Raw genomic sequence first — 15,822 nt, 5'->3', positions numbered from 1 at the left:
CCGCAGTTACTTATAAATACTATATTGTGGCGTAACTTTATAACCTGCTTGGAATCGCAAGGAACACGTAAAAATTCTGCACCTGTTTTATAAGGGCGCTTGTTCGTTGCGGGCTGCCACTAGGAGGTGGAGCATCCCAACTAAAGCTGCGTGAAAACACACGCATATTAAACTCTTCCATAACGGGAATTTCGGCAACATCCCACGAATAAGAGCGCGGCAGTACTCTAGGCAATACAAAGTTACCCAGACTTGCCGCATCACTTACCAAGCCACTATAAAAGCTAATGTTTGACAAAACTGTGTTCGCGGTACTATCAGCGGCAGATGTCTGATCCAGAATTCGTTTTGCTATCAAGCTACCATAGCTGATGGTACCACTAACGTAGCTAGTAGCCGTTAAGCCAAGATTGACTCTTGACGCTACCCCCATGGTCCCAAGCGTGGTTCGTAAACCCAACTCTCGCACGGCGGAAGATACCCCCCTGACAACAGCAGAAGTGCCAAAAGAGAAGCCTACCATTCCTGTGCCCAAGGCGACCCATCTCAATATCCTGGCTACCTCGGGTAAATTGTCACCAATAGCATTTGCGACAATTGCACTTACTCCGGAAATCAGGCTAGCGCCTGTAGTACCCATGGCAATAGCTGTTGCCAGAACACCGCTGGCCGCTGCAATGGCGAGGCCACCTGTTATTAAAGTCAAACCGATACCAAGCCCCGAGGTGATCATTCCTACCCAGCCTTTCCAACTTATCTGTCCTGTAGGGTCAGAAAAGTTAATCGGATCATCGTGACAATAGGCATAAGCGTTAATCCCGGCGACACCTAGTGGACTATTTTGGGGGCCATCTGGGCTAGTGAAACGCATGAGTTCCGGAGAGTATGTACGATAGCCATTCCCGAGGCTATAACCGTCTAGTCCAGCATCTATCCATTCTCCGTTATAGCCAATCGCACTCAAATCAGATTTATTATTGACTTTCCCTCCATATGGAGTATAGACAGGGCAAGCTGAGTTCTTATTATCCCCCGCATACACAACACTTAATTTGTTATCTGTGCCGATAAGTAATGCGGCGTCATCATGCAGCTCAGCAACCATATGGCCATCGACTGAGTTAACAAAGCTTTTCCATTTATCTCCATTTATCTCATTACTAAGCCGGCCTCCCATGTAATAAAGCTTACTATCACCTACTTTAGCCAACTTATTAAACGCATCATATCTATATTCTTTTTCGCCATTTCTTTGCAGTCTGCCCAAATTGTCGTACTGCGTTACCTTATCGCCCTCCTTGATAAGATCGCCCAGTTCATTGTATTCGTACTTCAAAACACCAGGATAACTAGGGTGGGTATTATTAACTTCCGTTAACTGACACGGATCGTCGGCATTCCCATAGATGAAGCTAGCATTATTTTCTGTTTTGTCAGAAAAAAGGCTTTGTACTGATGTGATATTATCATAAGGATCAAAGATGAAATTTTGCTCCACAATAGAATTCGAATATTTATCTAATACCAAGGGCCAGCCGGTAGCGCTGTATTTCTTCAATCTGCCTGTTTTATCATAATCAAATAATTCATTACGAACTGTACTGGTCAGATTTTTTTGTGGAGTGATGGTTTTTCGGCTCTTAAGTTTATTATCAGCCCACCAGGTCTGGTTGATCTGCAGAACGCCATACTTACTATCTTTTATAACTCTCGAAACTTCGCGACCTACTTCATCGAAATCAAGATTTGTCTCCATACTATGAATATTTTTTTTATCAGTCGACTTCCATCCATTCAGACGACTAAAAGCATCATAGGTAAACGACACATCAATTGCCGAGGTGGTCATGGCCTTTATTCGACCATATTCATCAAAGGTATTTTGTTGCGACACCCCACAGGCGTCGATAACGCTATTAGGCCCGCCCCTTAATGTCCATGTATATTTCGTTGTTTTAGAAGTGGATGAGCCGGTGGTGACCTTTTCTGATTTCAGGTAGCCGCTAGGATAATACTCTCGTTGAATGTCACTCCCAGCAGTGGACGCTGTTTTAATAAGCCCATTTTCCGGATAGTATGAATATTGCTGTGTGATATCGACAGCCTGAACTCTTTCTGACTTACGTCCAAACAAGTTGGTATATGTAAAAGAGCGACTGGTGCCGCTGGGATCGACAATGGTAGAGGGCTCTCTGTCTGCGGGCGAACCATAGACCAAACTCCAAGAACGGCTACCTACTGAACTTCGCGTGAGCCTTCCCAGCCCGTCAAATACATTTGTTCCAAGCGAGCGGCCTTCGCTATCTAACAATGAGTGTGGGTACACCTGCTTGGCAGTTTCTGCCGTGGTTTTTAACGTCACATTAGTGACCAGCGGCTCTGCAGCAAAATCCACATATTCTTTTTCGATGAAAGTGCCATCAGGCTTGGTTATTTTCACAACCCTATCAAAGTGATCGTATGCGTAGGTTTGAACGTTGCCCAGTGCGTTTGTATCACTCACCAGCCGCTTCCAGCCATCACGTACCAATGTACGGCGGCTGATAGGTTTTGAATCGACACCGATGAGGGATATACCAAGAAGCAAGCCGGCGCGATTAAAAACCTCTTCTTTCCTGGCCGTTTCCAAACTACCCGACTTAGTGACACATGTTCTGATCATATTAATCGGATCATAAGCTACCAGCTCTTCCACACCAGTATTTGAAGCTCGTTTACACTCTCGCCCCCAGTCGTCATAAGAACACCTTATTTCGTTTTTCAGAGTGTCATTAACGCTACCATCATTGATTACATAATCAAAATTCGTCGTCATAGTTTCACGACCAAAAGCATATTCACACTCTAAAATCTTCAGCCACTGGCTTTTATTTGAACTTTCCTTACCGGTAATGGGAACTCTCTTGCACAAAAGGCGACCAAGACTGTCGAGCTCATGAAAAAATTTACTACCGTCATAATCGACCACAAGTAGGCTAAATGGCTTATACTTATCTTTTTCAATGGAATACTGATAGGTTCTTACTCTTTCAGGTCCTCTACTAAATTTATCGTTTGATTCACTGACTTCTACTTCTCTAATAACGCGCCCGGCTTTATCGTAATCCGTATTTTTTGTATTTCCATAAGCATCAACGTTGGACAAAACCCTACCGGTAAAGCGAGACGATACTTGAGAGGTTTTTAGCTGTTGATTGTCGTGGGATACAAAAGTGTCCGTACTCGTTATTTTTTCATCTGCGATGCTATATTTATAGCTATGCCGGCTTTTCAGCGTTTTTTTCTTCGCGAACCATTCCTCATCAATGGCAAGCAGCCTACCTAACTCTCGCTCCGTGGTGTCATAGGAGAAGGTTCGTTTGATAAGCTTTTCAGTCTCCCCATAAAATTGAGTCTCAGTGCTTTTTAATATTACAGAGGGTTTAGTTTTATCGGGCAAACTATAGGAAAATTGCACGGTACGTTTTAATTCACCTTGGTCTTGGCTACAAGGCACTTGTGTCATTGATTTAACAAACCGTTTGAAACCTGATGGCTCTGGAGGGCAGACAGAACCGGAGCTGACGTCTGAAAATCCTTCAGGGGGGTAATAACTCCAAGAAACACTAGGTTCTATTAGCTGGCCTGTAGATTCATCCTTGACAGACTTACTCGTTGGATTGGCAAACTCATCAAATGTTGTAGTGGTCGTGATAGTTGCTTTTTTACCTCGCGGATCAGTCCACTTTTCATGACTTGCTTTTGGCAGTTGAAAAAAGGCAGGCTGCTTATCAAATGACAAACCAATTTGTGCATAATATTCAGTCTTTATTTCTTGCTTACAACTATTTTTTGTTTTCTCCTCACTGATCTGACAATGATAACTATTGAAGGTATATTTTATATCTACAACCCCATCAATCGTTTTTTGATGTTCTTCTGTATAATATTGATAATCAGACAGCAAACCATATAAATTATCAACTTTGTCCGACCAAACCAAGCCAGAAAATGCACCAAGGAAATTTGTCTTAGAATAACCATAAGAACTTTCTGAGTCTGTTTCCCCATTACTTAAACGACGTATAAAACGGCTAACATAGGGAAGTTTCGGTAAATTTGCCGACTCAGGAAAGGCATTGCCATCAAGTAGATAATCTACCGTCTCTTTTGTACCACCTGGGTAAGTCGCCTCGACAAGCCAGCTCCCCCAGCCTTCCATTGACTCATATCTAAATTCCCATTTCAGTGGATTATTCATATCGATACAATAATTTAAAACGGTCTCCAGCAAGCCATTCTGAAAATTCAACTCGATACGATAACCCTCTGCGGTTCCTGGCAAAATATTTAGGGTGAGTTTTGAGCCCGGAGTGTTTCTCAGCGACAATAGAGGTTTGTCTCTACCGTAGGAGTCATAAACTATTTGAAGCAATGCAGTTTCATATAGGCCTTGCGAGGGGTACTCCCACTCCAGATACATTATTTTTCCTGTGTCGGAGTGTATTTCATACGGGGTTTTCCAGCCTGGCCCGGCTGAGCCGCCTTTAAGATACTCAACAACGCCATTTTTATAATAAATAGCATAGCTGTTTTCTTTAATTTTTTTAAATATAAAACTTTTCAACTTTTGCTGTTGAACCACTACAGAGGTTTTGTCTTCATAAACCTTATATTGATCTCCGGTCGAAAGAAAAAGCATGCCTCGATGGGTATCATAATAAGAGATTCCCGAAAGAAAACCCATGCCAAATCCACTATCAACCGTATTGAGTGGAGAATAATTAAGTGCCAGTGAAAAGTCCGGCCCTTGAAGGTCATTACCTGTTATTTTGGCAAGTTCCAAACTCACCCCGTACAACCCCGTGCGAGAATTCACACCGGAAGCAACAGCTCCAATAAAATTATTAGCCTGCGTGAAAAAATCTTTTTCTTTAGCCGCCATTTTCACTACTCCTTGTTGGACACTTAAAACACAGGATTTTATTCTTTTGGCATTGATTAGCCCTGCTTGACAATACTAATGCAAAGCCTATTAACTAAATCACTACCGCCAACCCCACTATATGAAACAAAATAGCCAGCAACACCGTTATTTTTAATAGTTTTCGACTAAATGGCTCGTGCTAATCTACACTACCCTGAAAGTCCGAAGATCATACTGATCAGAAAAACACTAATTCAGTTAGATTACTTCTCTGGCTTCGTGCGAACATCGTCAATTGATAAATTTAATCATCGCTCGCTATAAACCAAACTAGTTGGCAGGCGGTGGCGTTCCATTAGCTAATTGCTGTCAAAACCATGATCATCTTATATTTTTTAAACACAATATAATCGGGGCTTCTGATTCGCCTCTGCAATCCTGCAGAAAATAAATTCAAACTAGCAAATACAACATCGATCATGAAATTCGAAGGCAACAAAAAAATAAATATGGTGCACTCAATAGTGAGCAACAGATAAGCCCGGCAATCTTCTTGCCGAAGACTGTATTAATCACATGAACCTTACTCGTTTTGCTGGTTAATCTATCCAGACTGCGGGCACTCCTGGCCCGCAAGGGTTCGGTCAGCGATACCACGACGAGGTCGCGTCGCCTGCTTGGCGCGATCGACTCATGCGCCTTGGCTCATCAGTCTTTCTCATGAAATATCGCGGGTAAATATTGCAAGTTAACGATATCCCCCTTTACCCTTCCCCACCCCTCGCGCATGTCCAAGGCTCCGGCTTCAATGTTTTCCGTATTAAGCGTTCTGCTGCCCATCTTTGCCCTGATCCTGGTCGGTTTCATCTGCCGTCGCACTAATCGTCTGGGGCCTAATGCGGCCTCCGAAATCAACCGCATGGTGGTCTGGCTGTGCCTGCCGGCCTTGTTGTTCAAAGCCACGGCGACCTCCACCTGGGAGCAGATCTGGCACCCCGGCTTTGTTTTGGCATTTACCCTTAGTACGCTGGCGATGTTTGTCCTGACCCTGTTACTGCGCTGGCGCAAGGCCGGACATTTCGCTGAAGCGAGCATCGACGCCCTCAGTGCGTCCTATGCCAATACCGGTTATATCGGCATCCCATTGTGCGTGATGGTGTTGGGCCAAGATGGTCTGGAACCGGCGTTGATCGCTTCCCTACTGGTGGTCTGTGTGCTGTTCGGGCTAGCCCTGGTGTGTATTGAGATCGGCCTGCAGACCGAGCGCCAGATACATCGGATTATCTTCAAGGTGCTGCTAGCCCTGGCGAAAAACCCGCTGGTGGTATCGCCGCTGCTCGGAGCGCTGTGGGCCTGGGGCGGCGCGCCGTTGCCGGCGCCGTTCGAGAAGTTCCTCGGCTTGTTGGGTGCCGCCACTATCCCTTGCGCCCTGATTTCCCTCGGTCTGTTCCTCGCTCACAAGCAACAAGGGCCGCGCCAGGGTGTGGTGCTGCTGGTATTGATCAAGCTGATCGTCCACCCGTTGCTGACCTGGTTCCTCGCCTTCAAGGTCTTCCACCTGCCACCGCTGTGGGCCCATTCGGCCCTGCTGCTGAGCGCCTTGCCCACCGGCACCGGGCCGTTCATGCTGGCTGAGTATTACAAACGCGAAGCCTCGGTGGTGTCGAGTGTCATCCTGATTTCCACACTAGGATCGTTGGTGACCCTGTCGTTCTGCCTTTACCTGATCGGCAACTGACGACCGCCCTTCCGGGGCCACGTCTGAACGATTGTCAACTTCGGCAATCAGGCGCCCACAAGAATCATGGCATGACATAGGCTGGCTGCGGCCACAGGCTGAGTTATCATTCATCGATCAACCTTTCATTCCCCTCCGGATACTGCTCTTCATGACTTCTCTCTCCTCCACCGCCCCTGCTCGGGGTTGGTCGCTCTGGTGGAAGCCGCTGCTGTTTCTCGCCATTGCCGCCATCGGCCTGTACTACGTCAAGTGGTCGCCCTACTACGCCAAGGCCTTTGTCGCCGCCGACAGCCACAGCATCGGCGCGTCGATCATCAACGACAATCCAGACTCGCCGGTCACGGCGGCGTTAGCCTATGCCCAGGTATACTTTTTGGCGATCTGGAAAGCTGCTGTCCTGGCGGTGATTCTCGGCTCGTTGCTGCAGGTACTGATTCCCCGGGACTGGTTGTTGCGCCTGTTCGGCAGCGCCAGTTTCGGCTCGACCCTGCGCGGCGGGCTGTTCGCCCTGCCCGGCATGATGTGCTCATGCTGTGCGGCCCCGGTGGCCGCGGGAATGCGCCGGCAGAATGTTTCGGTCGGCGCGGCACTGGCATTCTGGATCGCCAACCCGGTGCTCAACCCGGCCACGCTGGTGTTCATGGGCTTTGTGCTGGGCTGGGGCTTCAGTGCGATCCGTCTGGTGGCCGGCCTGGTGCTGGTGTTTGGGGTGTCGCTGATCGCCCAGCGTATTTCACGGCCTGAAACGTTGCCCGGACCCGCTGTGGAGGCGGTGACGGCAGCCAGCAACGCGGACACTCAAGGCTTTTTTGCCCGCTGGGGCAAGACTCTCTGGAAGCTGTTCTGGAGCACCATTCCGATCTATATCCTGGCGGTCCTGCTGCTGGGTGCCGCGCGGGTCTGGCTGTTTCCCCATATCGATGGGGCAATGGGCAACGGTCTGCTGTGGTTGGTGCCACTGGCGATCATCGGTACGTTGTTCGTGATTCCGACGGCCGCCGAGATTCCCATCGTACAGACTATGATGACTCTCGGCCTGGGCACCGCTCCCGCCGTCGCGCTGCTGATGACCCTGCCGAGCATCAGCTTGCCGTCGCTGTTGATGCTGCGTAGGGATTTCGATGCTCAGGTCCTGATCACCGTGGCGGGGCTGACGATGCTGGTGGGGATCGTCAGTGGCCTGGTGGCTGTCCTGGTTCTCTGACGCACCATGCCCTCGGCTCTCAGGTGTTCCTGCGAGCCCTGAGGTACTCCAGCACCGCCGCCTGCTCGCCGGCAAACTCGATTCGTGTGCCTTGGTTTTCCCGTTGGAAGGCATACATCGGGTCGTAGTATTCGTTGAGCAGGCCCAAAATCCAGGCACGGTGCAAGTCAACGCTACCACTGCGCTCCTGTTCCGCCAGGGCATCGGCCATCAACCCGCGTATGCGCCGATGGCGCTCGCCGCCCAGGCGTTTGTGGATATTGTCCAGGCTCGCCAGCAGCCGCTCGGCAAACAACGGGTAACCCTGCTCCCCATGGAGCGCGATAAACTCCGCGCAGAGCTGCACCACATAGTCGCGTAGGATTCGCTCGACGCGACTTTCCAAGCCGTCTTCGAGCCAGACCATGGAGAATCGCTGCATCCCCTGATACAACGCCAGCGGCAGAGCACAGCGCCCGACCATGCGGCTCTCATCTTCCAGCACGAACTGCTCGATGCCCCTTGCGCGTTTTTTCAGCAGATCCACGGCCAGACGGCTTTCGAAGTCGATATTGGACGGTTGCCCGGTGGCGCGCTTGCCGAAACTGGAGCCACGATGATTGGCGTGCCCTTCCAGGTCCAGGCTGTTGTCCAGTTGGACGATCACGTCAGTCTTGCCGGTACCGGTCATGCCCCCCAGCAACAGGAAATCAGCCTGCGCCACCGCCTGTTCGACACTCTGCAGCAGGAAGGTGCGCATGGCCTTATAGCCGCCGCTCACACGCGGATAGTCGATCCCGGCGTCCTTGAGCCACTGCTGGACGATCTGCGAGCGCAAGCCGCCACGCAAGCAATACAACACACCATCGGGATGGGCCTGGGTGAAATCGACCCAGGCCTGCAACCGGGCTGCCTTGATATCGCCGGACACCAACTGGTGACCGAGGACAATGGCCGCCTGCTGACCGTGCTGTTTGTAGCAAGTGCCGACCCGCTGGCGTTCCAGATCGGTCATCAACGGCAGGTTGATCACGCCGGGAAAAGCCCCCTTGGCAAATTCAACCGGTGCCCGGGTATCCATCATCGGTACATCGTTGAGAAACAGTTGGCGGTAGTCGGTGATATCGCCGGGCATCAGCACACCTCTACCGCGTGGTGCTGTCGCTCTACCAACTGGCCGATGGGCTCCAGGGCCAGGCCCAGTTCGGCGGCGACGGCAAGAAACTCCGCCTGACCTTCGGCCGTGACCGCCACCAGCAGGCCACCGCTGGTCTGCGGATCGCACAACACGCGCTTATGCAGCTCACGCAAGGGACCGATTTTGTTCGCATAGCTGTCGAAATTGCGCAGCGTGCCGCCGGGAACACAACCTTGATCCAGGTAGTACTCCACCGCTGGCAGGCGCGGCACCTGCTCATAGACGATGCGTGCGGTGAGGCCACTGCCGTCGGCCATCTCCACCAGATGCCCCAACAGGCCGAAACCGGTGACATCGGTCATCGCGGTCACGCCCGCCAGCTTGCCGAAGCGGCTGCCGGGCTTGTTCAACGTACACATCCAGTCACGGGCCACGCCGACGTCCTCATTGCGCAGCTTGCCTTTCTTTTCCGCAGTGGTCAGCACGCCGATCCCCAAGGGCTTGGTCAGGTACAGGGTGCAGCCGGCGGTGGCGGTGTCGTTGCGTTTCATGTGGCGCTTGTCCACCAGCCCGGTAACGGCCAGACCGAAGATCGGCTCGGGGGCATCGATCGAGTGCCCGCCGGCCAGCGGGATACCGGCGGCGTCACAGACTGCACGTCCGCCACGGATCACTTCGCGAGCAATCTCCGGTGCCAGGACATTCACTGGCCAACCAAGAATCGCGATGGCCATCAATGGGTCACCGCCCATGGCATAGATGTCGCTGATGGCATTGGTCGCGGCAATTCGGCCGAAGTCGAAAGGATCGTCGACGATTGGCATGAAAAAGTCAGTGGTCGAGACCACCCCGCGTTCTTCGTCAATTGCATACACCGCCGCGTCGTCGCGGGAGGCGTTGCCGACCCAAAGCTTCGGGTCCAGGTGCTGCGCGCCACTGCCGGCGAGGATCACTTCCAGCACCTGGGGAGAAATCTTGCAACCACAGCCTGCGCCGTGGCTGTACTGGGTCAGGCGAATCGGTTCGCTCATCGGTACACCTCGCGGTCTCAAAGTCGGCGAGTCTAACAGACCCTCCGTCGTTCAGTCCGTGCAGCCTATGGCCCAATCCTGAGCATGACCGCTCCGTTTGGTATCCATGGGGCCACCGGGCAGCGAAGCGTGCCCAGAAATTCATTCGCGGCGCTCTGGGCCGTACCGTGCCTCTCGATGAAGTGGCCAAGCACAGCGACGTGTGGATCTGAGGCACCTGAACTGACGCCTCCGATCACCCGCGGTCACCGACCTGCGTGATGCCCGCAGGTCGGCATATAGCTTCAGGCCTGTATCAGGTCGACGATTGCCACGTCCGGGCTGACGTCCGCGTCGTAGTCCACGCCTTCGACACCGAAACCGAACAGACGCAGGAACTCGGCCTTGTAGCCGGCGAAGTCGGTCAGTTCGTTGAGGTTCTCGCTAGTGACCTGGTCCCACAGCTTGCCAACCAGGTTCTGTACTTCTGGGGCCAATTCCTTGTAGTCGGCACGCAGGCGGCCGTCTTCGTCGAGAATCGGCGTCGGCGAGTACAGGCTGTCTTTGTACAAGCCATAGACCTGTTCGATGCAGCCTTCGTGGACGCCCTGCTCCTTCATCACCTTGAACAGCAGCGACAGGTACAACGGCATGATCGGGATCGCCGAACTGGCCTGGGTCACCACGGCCTTGAGTACCGATACCCGTGCGTCGCCGCCCTTGGGCGCCAGACGCTCGCGAATCTTCAGGACTTTCTGGTCCAGGTCCTTCTTGGCCGCGCCAATGGAGCCGTTCCAGTAGATGTCGTGGGTCAGCTTTTCGCCCAGGTAGGTGAAGGCGGTGGTTTTCGCGCCGTCAGCCAGCACGCCGGCTTCGTCCAGGGCATCGATCCACAACTGCCAGTCTTCGCCGCCCATGACCTTGACGGTGCCGTCGATTTCTTCCTGGGTCGCTTGCGCCAAGGTGGTCACGTTGACCTCTTCCTTGTCGGTGTTCAGACCCCGCTGGGTGATCGATTGACCGATCGGCTTGAGTGTCGAGCTGTAGACCTCGCCGGTCTTTGGATCGGTGCGGCGCGGCGCGGCCAGACTGTAGACCACCAGATCGATCTTGCCCAGGTCGCGCTTGATGGTTTCGATGGTCAGGCGCTTGACCTCGTCGGAGAAGGCGTCGCCGTTGATGCTCTTGGCGTACAGGCCGTCGGCATCGGCAAACTTGTGGAACGCCGCGCTGTTGTACCAGCCGGCGGTACCGAGCTTGCCTTCATCGCCTTCACGCTCGAAAAACACCCCGAGGGTCTTGGCGCCGCAAGCGAATGCGGCGGTAATGCGCGCGGCCAGGCCATAACCGGTGGACGCGCCGAGCACCAGGACGTTCTTCGGTCCATCATTGACCGGGCCTTGCTGGGTGACGTAGTCAATCTGTTGCTTGACGTTGGCTTCGCAGCCCACCGGATGGGTGGTCACACAGATAAAGCCACGAACGCGTGGTTTGATGATCATAAGGTCCTCTTTTCTCTTAGGCCGATATCGACACTGACGACTGCAGCGTCGCGGATTCTAGTCATAGACGTTCAAAAAGCCCATGCGTCACTGCTTTTACAACAGCGGCCCGCGCGGGGAAAGCAAAATCCCCGACCTTGCATCGCCTGGATCTTGATTGTGCAGCGTGAGCGCAACATTCTAGCGCCCATCCACGCCAGAGGAGCCTGCCTGATTATCGGTGTCAGGGCTTACGCCGAATACACGTAGATGGGTGACATGGGGCATGTGGTGCGCAACGAAGGCGAAGTCCAGACACTGATCGCTCCCGCGATCGCCGACGTACCTCGGATGGCAGAGACACACCTTGACGGCTGATTTAGCTATGCTAGTGGCCTGCCGGCGCAGATGAAATGCCTGGCGATACAACGCAGCGCATGATCGCGCCTTGCCTCACCCCCGGCGTCAGACCACGCTTGACGCCGGCCTTTCTGATGCCCCAGGCACCTTGGCGCCCGGTCGCATCGCTTTCATGGAATAGAGAATGACCCAACGATCTGTAATCAATGCTTCAGTCAGCCCAAAAGGCAGCCTTGAAACCCTTTCCCAGCGTGAAGTGCAACAACTGAGCGAGGCCGGTTCCGGCAGTGTCTATACCTTATTCCGCCAGTGCGCCCTGGCCATTCTGAATACCGGCGCCCATGTCGACAACGCCAAGACGATCCTCGAAGCCTACAAGGATTTCGAAATCCGCATTCACCAGCAGGACCGTGGTGTGCGCCTGGAACTGCTGAACGCCCCGGCTGACGCCTTCGTCGACGGCGAGATGATCGCCAGCACCCGGGAAATGCTCTTCAGCGCCCTGCGCGATATCGTCTACACCGAGAACGAGCTGGAAAGCCAGCGCATCGACCTGGACAGCTCCCAGGGCATCACCGACTACGTTTTCCACCTGCTACGCAATGCCCGCACCCTGCGTCCCGGCCTGGAGCCGAAGATGGTGGTGTGTTGGGGTGGCCATTCGATCAGCAGCGAGGAGTACCAGTACACCAAGAAAGTCGGCCACGAACTGGGCCTGCGCAGCCTGGACATCTGCACCGGCTGCGGTCCCGGGGTGATGAAAGGACCGATGAAAGGCGCGACCATTTCCCACGCCAAACAGCGCATCACCACGGGCCGTTACCTGGGCCTGACCGAACCGGGCATCATCGCCGCCGAGGCGCCGAATCCGATCGTCAACGAACTGGTGATCATGCCCGATATCGAGAAGCGTCTGGAGGCGTTCGTGCGGGTCGGCCACGGCATTATCATCTTCCCGGGCGGTGCCGGTACGGCCGAGGAGTTCCTCTACCTGCTGGGGATCTTGATGCACCCGGACAACCGCGACCTGCCGTTCCCGGTGATTCTCACCGGACCGAAAAGTGCGCAAGCCTACCTGCAACAGTTGCACGCCTTTGTCGGCGCGACCCTGGGAGAAGCGGCGCACCAGCACTACCAGATCATCATCGACGATCCGGCACAGGTCGCCCGGCAAATGGCCCAAGGTCTCAAGGCCGTCAAGCAGTTCCGCCGCGAGCGCAACGACGCTTTCCATTTCAATTGGCTGATGAAGATCGATGAAGGTTTCCAGCGGCCATTCGATCCGACCCACGCCAACATGGCCGGCCTGAAGCTGCACCGCAACCAACCGGCCCATCAGTTGGCGGCCGACCTACGTCGAGCGTTTTCCGGGATCGTTGCCGGTAATGTCAAGGACAAGGGCATTCGCCTGATCGAGGAGCATGGTCCCTACGAGATCCATGGCGATGCCGAGGTCATGAAGCCGTTGGACAAACTGCTCCAGGCCTTCGTCGCGCAACACCGGATGAAACTGCCGGGCGGCGCCGCCTATGAGCCTTGCTACCGGGTCGTTAGCTGAATCAACGGATCCGCCAGGGCTCTTCTGGCGGCTACCTCGGCCGCCAGACCCTGAGCGAAAGCCTGCCGATTCAGGGACGCTTGAGTGCCTGGCGCAGGTGCTCGATTTCAGCCTGGCAGGCACAGCCGGCAAGGTGATCGTTAACCATGCCCGTAGCCTGCATCAAGGCGTAGATCGTGGTGGGACCAATGAATGTCCAGCCGCGTGCCTTCAAGGCCTTGGACAAGCGCACGGAGGCCGGCGAGGTCGGGTTGGCGTTCCAGTAGTCGAAGTCCACCACGGCGGGCCGCTCATCCGCGGATGGCTCGAACGACCACATCCAGGCCGCCAACGATCCAGTCTCATCCACCAATTCGCAGGCACGCTTGGCATTATTGATCGTCGAGAGGATCTTGCTGCGATTACGCACGATGCTTGGGTCATCCATCAGCCGGGCCACGTCCGCGTCGCCGTACTGAGCCACGCGCCTGAAATCGAATTGATCAAAGGCTGCGCGGAAGTTCTCGCGCTTGCGCAGGATGGTGATCCAGGCCATGCCTGCCTGAAAACCCTCCAGGCAGATTTTCTCGAACAGAAGAATATCGTCGGTGATGGGACGTCCCCACTCCGCGTCGTGGTAACGGGCATACTCGGGCTTGGAAGAACGCCAGAAACATCGGGTGATACCCGCCTCATCGACCGTCAGCCCCTGGGAAGTCGTATCCATGCCTTACCTTGCCTTTGTTCGCTAGGAGTCATGACCAATCTTGACACAACGTGTGACACTCTTGCACCGATTCTTTTGCGACAACGCCAATCAACGCATCGCGACCACAAACAACCGTGGGAACGGCAACAGCACGGTGCCATCAACCGACGCCGGATAGGCTTCGCTGATCGCCGCCAGGTAACGCTGCAGGTAAGCGGTCTTTTCCGCCTCGTCCAGCAGCGCCAGGTACGGTCGCAGAGCGGAGCCCTTGAACCACTCGACGACCGCCGCATGCCCACCCGCTAGCGGATGGTGGTAAGTGGTACACCAGACATCCACTGTCGCGCAGTGCCGCCGCAGCAACTCATAATAGAAAGTCGCATCGTGCCGTGGCGGATGGCGAACTGCGCCGATCTTGGCCGTCCACGGCCCGTGCGCCGCCACTTCGCGGGCCAGCCGGTGGGACGGTTCCTGCATATTATCCGGGGTCTGCACCGCCAGAGTGCCACCGGCGACGAGCTTGCTCACCAGATGAGGATAAAGCGTGGCGTGATCCTCCAGCCACTGCAGCGAGGCATTGGCCAGAATCACATCGAAGGCTTGCTCAGGGTCCCAGGTCGCAATATCGGCCTGTTCGAAATTCAGCTCGGGCAAACGTTGCCGGGCACTGGCCAGCATCTCCTCGGAACTGTCCATGCCAGTGACCCGCGCCTCGGGAAAACGCCGCGCCAGGACCTCGGTGGAATTGCCCGGACCGCAGCCCAGGTCGACGGCCACCTGCACCGACTTCGTCGCAATCGCGGCGACCAGATCGCGGACGGGACGGGTACGTTCAGCTTCAAAGGTCGAATATTGCTTGGCTGACCAGCTCATCACGCTTCCTCTTGTGTGTGGGGAGTGAGCACCGCGTAGGGTTTGCAAACCATGCTGACAAATGCCAGCAAAGGCAAGCGGCTACACGCCGAAACCAGGCGCAGAGTCTGCGTGCGGTATTGTGCCGTGGCGTTCGCATCACCCCTATACCAAATAGGAAGTGCTCAACACCGGTGTTGTCAGCCATGAATCCTGCACCACATGCCGTAGAGACAACTCAATCGCTTCAATAGCCCAGCGCTACCGCCGCCTCTTGGATTGACCCTTCGATAAAACCACCATATAGTGTGCCCACTTAAAATAAAAACACTACATGCTGTGCCATACCACTCCTACGGCACCGCTCACTTCCCTGGAGCGCCAGGGTTTTCCGATGCCTGCTTGTGCTGTGAATCCTGTTGACCGGGAGTTGCAAACGCGTGCCTACCTGCCTGGGGAGAAGGCAGTGAATCGGGTCTACACACACTTCATACAAGGAATATCCGATGCTCAGCTGGGACGAATTCGACAAAGAAGAAGGCGAAGTAACGGTCAAGGGCGCCAACGCCGGCCATGCCACCGAAGCCAACATGGACCGCCTGGACAACGCCGGCGGTGCCGCCGCCCTCGAAGCCCGTGCCGTGACCGCCAACGACTCCGCCGCGATCATCCGGGCCAAGGCCGCTCTCGACGCCCTCGATGTCGCCGAAGGCCTGGCCGAACTCGAAGGCGCCTCGGCTCGGGTCGCCGTCGATGAAAAGCGCATGATCAACTGCCGCGCCGACCTCAACCAGCTCGTCCCCTTCAAGTACGACTGGGCCTGGCAGAAGTACCTCGACGGCTGCGCCAACCACTGGATGCCGCAAGAGGTCAACATGACCGCCGACATCGCCCTGTGGAAAAAC

At 54.4% G+C, this 15,822-nt stretch carries 10 protein-coding genes; 4 read left to right on the top strand and 6 right to left on the bottom strand.

The window, feature by feature from the left end; all coding sequences use genetic code 11:
• Nucleotides 1–37: 37 nt before the first annotated feature.
• A complete protein-coding gene (locus BMX68_RS21390) occupies nt 38–4,924 on the bottom strand; it encodes an RHS repeat-associated core domain-containing protein (protein WP_074862598.1) in 4,887 nt (1,628 codons plus the stop codon).
• A gap of 790 nt (nt 4,925–5,714) precedes the next feature.
• On the opposite strand from BMX68_RS21390, the gene BMX68_RS21385 reads away from it, so the two are divergent.
• Together BMX68_RS21385 and BMX68_RS21380 are read left to right on the top strand one after the other, a co-directional pair.
• A complete protein-coding gene (locus BMX68_RS21385; RefSeq protein WP_017134040.1) occupies nt 5,715–6,644 on the top strand; it encodes an AEC family transporter in 930 nt (309 codons plus the stop codon).
• Nucleotides 6,645–6,795: 151 nt separating this feature from the next.
• Nucleotides 6,796–7,851: a permease gene (locus tag BMX68_RS21380; protein ID WP_017134041.1), complete on the top strand. Its 1,056-nt coding sequence runs from the start codon at nt 6,796–6,798 to the stop codon at nt 7,849–7,851.
• Nucleotides 7,852–7,870: 19 nt separating this feature from the next.
• Here the strand turns inward: BMX68_RS21380 and mnmH are convergent, their stop codons facing one another.
• The 3 genes from mnmH to fabV all read right to left on the bottom strand — a co-directional run bounded on the left by mnmH (nt 7,871) and on the right by fabV (nt 11,480).
• On the bottom strand, nt 7,871–8,965 hold the full coding sequence (gene mnmH / locus BMX68_RS21375; RefSeq protein WP_017134042.1) for a tRNA 2-selenouridine(34) synthase MnmH: 1,095 nt from the start codon (nt 8,963–8,965) through the stop codon (nt 7,871–7,873).
• The gene (selD, locus tag BMX68_RS21370) at nt 8,965–9,999 is read right to left on the bottom strand and encodes a selenide, water dikinase SelD (RefSeq protein WP_017134043.1); all 1,035 of its coding nucleotides are present in this window, start codon (nt 9,997–9,999) and stop codon (nt 8,965–8,967) included. The genes mnmH and selD overlap by 1 nt, the downstream gene beginning before the upstream one ends.
• Nucleotides 10,000–10,283: 284 nt before the next feature.
• The gene (gene fabV / locus BMX68_RS21365) at nt 10,284–11,480 is read right to left on the bottom strand and encodes an enoyl-ACP reductase FabV (RefSeq protein WP_017134044.1); all 1,197 of its coding nucleotides are present in this window, start codon (nt 11,478–11,480) and stop codon (nt 10,284–10,286) included.
• A 523-nt stretch (nt 11,481–12,003) separates the two neighbouring features.
• Here fabV and ppnN point away from each other — a divergent pair.
• Nucleotides 12,004–13,377, top strand: coding sequence for a nucleotide 5'-monophosphate nucleosidase PpnN (ppnN, locus tag BMX68_RS21360; protein WP_017134045.1), 1,374 nt, complete (start codon nt 12,004–12,006; stop codon nt 13,375–13,377).
• 70 nt (nt 13,378–13,447) lie between these two features.
• Here ppnN and BMX68_RS21355 read toward each other — a convergent pair whose 3' ends face one another.
• Both BMX68_RS21355 and tam read right to left on the bottom strand, forming a co-directional pair.
• Nucleotides 13,448–14,083 (bottom strand): DNA-3-methyladenine glycosylase I, encoded by a 636-nt coding sequence (locus BMX68_RS21355; protein ID WP_017134046.1) that lies wholly within the window; start codon nt 14,081–14,083, stop codon nt 13,448–13,450.
• 90 nt (nt 14,084–14,173) lie between these two features.
• A complete protein-coding gene (tam, locus tag BMX68_RS21350; RefSeq protein WP_017134047.1) occupies nt 14,174–14,938 on the bottom strand; it encodes a trans-aconitate 2-methyltransferase in 765 nt (254 codons plus the stop codon).
• Between the two features lie 485 nt (nt 14,939–15,423).
• Here tam and BMX68_RS21345 point away from each other — a divergent pair.
• A partial coding sequence (locus BMX68_RS21345; RefSeq protein ID WP_177178871.1) for a ribonucleotide-diphosphate reductase subunit beta occupies nt 15,424–15,822 on the top strand: 399 nt, incomplete at its 3' end.

The sequence above is a fragment of the Pseudomonas agarici genome, from assembly GCF_900109755.1.
Lineage (GTDB): Bacteria > Pseudomonadota > Gammaproteobacteria > Pseudomonadales > Pseudomonadaceae > Aquipseudomonas > Aquipseudomonas agarici.
This window is presented reverse-complemented; position numbering and strand designations above follow the sequence as displayed.

Bases quoted from the DNA above. Each gene is read 5' to 3' on its own strand.
- BMX68_RS21390 (WP_074862598.1), bottom strand. From the start codon at position 4,924: ATGGCGGCTAAAGAAAAAGATTTTTTCACGCAGGCTAATAATTTTATT.
- BMX68_RS21385 (WP_017134040.1), top strand. From the start codon at position 5,715: ATGTTTTCCGTATTAAGCGTTCTGCTGCCCATCTTTGCCCTGATCCTG.
- BMX68_RS21380 (WP_017134041.1), top strand. From the start codon at position 6,796: ATGACTTCTCTCTCCTCCACCGCCCCTGCTCGGGGTTGGTCGCTCTGG.
- mnmH (WP_017134042.1), bottom strand. From the start codon at position 8,965: ATGCCCGGCGATATCACCGACTACCGCCAACTGTTTCTCAACGATGTA.
- selD (WP_017134043.1), bottom strand. From the start codon at position 9,999: ATGAGCGAACCGATTCGCCTGACCCAGTACAGCCACGGCGCAGGCTGT.
- fabV (WP_017134044.1), bottom strand. From the start codon at position 11,480: ATGATCATCAAACCACGCGTTCGTGGCTTTATCTGTGTGACCACCCAT.
- ppnN (WP_017134045.1), top strand. From the start codon at position 12,004: ATGACCCAACGATCTGTAATCAATGCTTCAGTCAGCCCAAAAGGCAGC.
- BMX68_RS21355 (WP_017134046.1), bottom strand. From the start codon at position 14,083: ATGGATACGACTTCCCAGGGGCTGACGGTCGATGAGGCGGGTATCACC.
- tam (WP_017134047.1), bottom strand. From the start codon at position 14,938: ATGAGCTGGTCAGCCAAGCAATATTCGACCTTTGAAGCTGAACGTACC.